At 50.3% G+C, this 3,943-nt stretch carries 3 protein-coding genes; 1 reads left to right on the forward strand and 2 read right to left on the reverse strand.

The annotated features are described in order from the left end of the window. Window positions 1–114: 114 nt before the first annotated feature. Window positions 115–417: an ArsR/SmtB family transcription factor gene (locus B2899_RS08125; protein ID WP_286884973.1), complete on the reverse strand. Its 303-nt coding sequence runs from the start codon at window positions 415–417 to the stop codon at window positions 115–117. 205 nt (window positions 418–622) lie between these two features. After that, window positions 623–2,635, reverse strand: a complete 2,013-nt coding sequence (tkt, locus tag B2899_RS08130) for a transketolase (RefSeq protein ID WP_286884975.1) — start codon at window positions 2,633–2,635, stop codon at window positions 623–625. A gap of 257 nt (window positions 2,636–2,892) precedes the next feature. Here tkt and ilvA point away from each other — a divergent pair. Continuing rightward, window positions 2,893–3,943 (forward strand): threonine ammonia-lyase (ilvA, locus tag B2899_RS08135; RefSeq protein WP_286884977.1); only part of this gene is annotated, 1,051 nt, incomplete at its 3' end.

Consider the following 3,943-nt stretch of genomic DNA (forward strand, 5'->3'; position numbering starts at 1 on the left):
TATATTTATATATCTATAATTATAGATATAATAATATAAAAAAAAGAGATGTTCAAGGTCAAGTTGTAATGGTAATGATATTTACCATTACAGGAGATAAAGGAGAATTTTGATTTACAAATCCCTGGATAGTATCTCCTTAATTTGTTTGATGTTTTCCTCATCTCTTTTATAATAAGTCCATTGCCCAATTCGTTTTGATTTTATTAATCCGGCATTTTGCAGCATTGATAAGTAAAGGGATACTGTAGATTGTGATAAGCCAACTTTCTTATGGATGTCGCTCACGCAAACACCATCTTTGTGTATATCCCCGTTTTGCGGTTTAGAAAAGTGGATTTCAGGATTTTTTAACCACTGTACGATCTGCAGTCTCGTTTCATTGGATAAAGCTTTAAATACTTCTAAAAGTTCCATTGCTACCTCCAAGTTTACCAAATTTATATATTTCTATATCTGATCCTCGCTCTAGACTTTAAAAGTTCTCGAAAATAAATATTACCACGAAAAAAGCAAAAAATATATTGCCATCTCAATATTCCCTCTATCCGAAAATCTATATTCTTTATTATACAAAAAACAGGAGCGTTTCATTATACGCTCCCGTATACTTTCCACAATATCAATCTATTGATTGATGTAATACACGTTCCGCTATCGCCACGACATTTTCCGGTGTAAATCCGTATTCCTCCATGATTTTTTCGCCTGGAGCCGACGCACCAAACTTCGAGATACCAAGGATCGCGCCTTTGTCTCCTACATAGCGCTCCCAGCCGAGCGGATGTGCCATCTCGATGGCGACACGCGCTTTCACATTCGGCGGCAACACTTCGTCTTTGTAAGACTGCGACTGCTGTTCGAACAGTTCCCAGCTCGGCATGCTGACAACACGCACACCATGCCCGCTCTCTTCGAGTTTTTGCTTCGCCTCCATCGCTAAGCTCACTTCCGAACCAGACGCAAGCAAAATGATATCCGGCGTACCGTTGGCGTCAGAGAGCACATAAGCACCGCGGGCAACAGATTCGGCTGCCTTTTCTTTTGTGCCAGGGAGGACCGGCAGCCCCTGGCGGGAAAGAACCATGGACACCGGCCCTTTGCTGCGGCTCACCGCAAACCGATAAGCGGCCACTGTCTCGTTCGCATCCGCCGGACGCAGAACGATCATATTCGGAATAACCCGCAGTGACGGCACATGCTCAATCGGCTCATGCGTCGGTCCGTCTTCTCCGACTGCGATGCTGTCATGCGTCAGCACATAAATCACCGGCACATCCATCAGAGCCGACAGACGCATCGCTGGACGGAGATAATCGGCAAACACAAGGAACGTGCCGCCATACACCTTGACACCACCGTGTAGCGCCATTCCGTTCATGGCTGCGGCCATCGCATGCTCGCGTACCCCGAACCAGATGTTGCGCCCTTCATACTGCCCGTGCTTAAAATGTTTCTCGTCCTTAATGGCCGTTTTGTTGGACGATGCCAAATCGGCGGAGCCGCCCAGGAAAAACGGAACGGCTTTCGCAAGAGCGTTAATCGCCTTACCGGATGCTTCACGCGTAGCAATTTTTCCGTCCTCGGGGGTAAAGACAGGCAATTGCGCATCCCAGCCCTCCGGCAACTCCCCGCGCATCGCCCGCTCGAACTGCTCGGCCAATTCAGGATACGCTTTTTTATACGCGTCGAACTTCTCCTGCCACTCTTTTTCGGCCTGCTGGCCTTTCGTCTTTACCTCAATAAAATGCTCGCGTATTTCTTCCGGGAATTCAAACAGTTCGTGTTCCCATCCGTACGCTTCGCGCACCAGCTTCACTTCATCTGCACCAAGCGGCGCGCCGTGCGCGGCTGATTTGCCGCCTTTGTTCGGGCTGCCGAATCCGATGATGGTCCGCACTTCAATCAGCGTCGGCCGCTCCGTCTCTTTCTGCGCCTCGACAATCGCCTGCGAAATGGCCTCTACGTCATTGCCCTCGTCAACGCGTAACACATGCCAGCCGTACGATTCAAAACGCTTCGCTACATTCTCGGAGAATGCATGAGCCAATTCACCATCCAGGCTAATATCATTGGAATCGTAAAGCACGATCAGGCGTCCGAGCTTCAAATGCCCGGCGAGCGAGATGGCTTCTGCCGCGACGCCTTCCATCAAATCGCCATCGCCGCACAGCGCATACGTATAATGGTTAATAACATCATAGCCGTCACGGTTATATACGGCAGCTAGATGGCGCTCTGCCATGGCCATGCCGACCGCCATGCCGATGCCCTGCCCGAGCGGTCCCGTAGTCGCCTCTACCCCCGGCGTATGCCCGTATTCTGGATGGCCCGGCGTGCGGCTGCCCCACTGGCGAAAATTCTGCAAATCATCAAGCGACACATCATACCCGGTGAGGTGAAGCAGGCTGTACAAAAGCATCGAACCGTGCCCTGCGGACAATACGAACCGATCCCGGTTTACCCAGGCCGGATTAGCCGGGTTGTGGTTCATAAACTTCGTCCAGAGAGTATAGGCCATCGGTGCCGCCCCCATGGGCAAGCCCGGATGGCCGGATTTCGCCTTTTCAATCGCTTCAATCGAAAGAATGCGGATGGTATTAACTGCGACTTGTTCAAGCGTCTTGTTGTTCATTCCGTTCCAAATCCCCTTTCGTGAATGATGGTCTCCTGATGTGTATTTCCCTTTTCTCTTCTTCATTATGCCAAAAATAAGCACGAAAATAAAATTTTCACAGGATATACATAAGCATGGTTTCACCGTTCCTGGCAGCGTATAGCTGTTTAAACACGGCCTGTAAAATGAAAAATACTGCATTCGGTTTGCTCCTCACAAAGAGAAGAAGGTACAATGAGGCTATAGCTTATTCTTACGGGGAAGGACGTATCGATATGGTTACAATTGAAGGCATCCGCCGGGCCAGAGAAATGCTGAAACCGGTGATTCGCCATACACCGCTTGATTACTCTACCACCTTCAGTGAGTTGGCCGGAAACCAACTGTACCTAAAGCTTGAGAATCTGCAAAAAACCGGCTCATTTAAGGTGCGTGGAGCGTACAATAAAATCGCGTCCTTAAGCGAAGAAGAGAAAGCGCGGGGTGTCGTCGCCGCCTCGGCAGGCAACCACGCACAGGGCGTAGCATTTAGCAGTACAAAAGCCGGCATTCCGAGCATCATTGTCATGCCGGAAGGTGCGCCGCTCACCAAGATACAGGCTACGCAGCGATATGGTGCGCGCGTAATCTTACACGGACAGTCGTTCGAGGAAGCGCTTGAGAGGGCGTTGCAAGTTCAAAAAGAAACCGGTGCCACGTTTCTTCATCCTTTTGATGATCCGCGCGTAATCGAGGGACAGGGCACACTGGGACTCGAAGTGCTGGAGCAGCTTCCGGATGTGGATGCGATTATCTGCCCGGTCGGCGGCGGCGGTCTGATTGCCGGGATCGCCGCTTGTGTGAAAGCGGTTGCGCCTCATGTCAAGGTTTACGGTGTGGAAGCGGCCGCCTGTGCGAGCATGAGCGCTTCCCTTAACGAAAAACGGCTGGTGACGGTTCCAAGCACAGGAACGATAGCGGACGGCATCGCCGTCAAGAAGCCCGGCTCTCTCACCTATGGGCTAGTGGAAAAGTACGTAGACGATATATTTCTTGCCGAAGATATTGAGATTTCGCACACGATGCTGTATTTGCTTGAAAGAAGCAAATTGCTTGTTGAAGGATCAGGCGCCTCGGCGCTCGTACCGCTGCTGTACCGCCGCATGCCGATCGCAAATAAAAAAATTGCCGTCATTTTAAGCGGCGGCAACGTAGATATCACGTTTATGTCGCGTATTATTGAGCACGGGTTGATTGAGTCGGGACGCTATGTGCGAATCACGACCACTGTGCAGGATAAGCCAGGCAATTTGAATCGTCTGCTGACCATGCTGGCGGAAGAGCGAG

This window comes from Aneurinibacillus sp. UBA3580 (genome assembly GCF_002375825.1).
In the GTDB taxonomy this organism is placed as follows: domain Bacteria; phylum Bacillota; class Bacilli; order Aneurinibacillales; family Aneurinibacillaceae; genus Aneurinibacillus; species Aneurinibacillus danicus.

Coding starts and splice junctions, on each gene's coding strand:
- tkt (WP_286884975.1), bottom strand. CDS start 2,635: ATGAACAACAAGACGCTTGAACAAGTCGCAGTTAATACCATCCGCATT.
- B2899_RS08125 (WP_286884973.1), bottom strand. CDS start 417: ATGGAACTTTTAGAAGTATTTAAAGCTTTATCCAATGAAACGAGACTG.